Source organism: Mameliella sp. CS4 (assembly GCF_019392335.1).
Lineage (GTDB): Bacteria > Pseudomonadota > Alphaproteobacteria > Rhodobacterales > Rhodobacteraceae > Antarctobacter.
The window spans coordinates 1-239 of the sequence record NZ_JAHXRQ010000278.1; the positions used below are offsets into that span (position 1 = coordinate 1).

At 78.2% G+C, this 239-nt stretch carries 1 pseudogene; it reads left to right on the forward strand.

Annotated features, from left to right (window positions below):
- A pseudogene (locus tag KZZ07_RS27380) lies at positions 1-239 on the forward strand (branched-chain amino acid ABC transporter substrate-binding protein); the annotation flags it as partial.

Genomic DNA, 239 nt, shown 5'->3' on the forward strand with positions numbered 1-239 from the left:
TGCGGCGCAGCGCCAGGAAGTTCGGCGCGCGGATCGTCGCCGAGTCGCGCTACGACCCGCAGGGCGGCGACGTCCGCGACACGGCCCTGCGCGAGTTCGCCCTGCCGACCCGCGGGCCCGAGCACGACGTGGTCGCGGTGGCCGACGAGGCCGGCGCGTTCGGCGCGAGCCTCAACTACAACACCGCCTCGCCCCGGCCCCTGGTCGGCACGCAGGGCCTCGCGCCGGCCGCCTGGGGG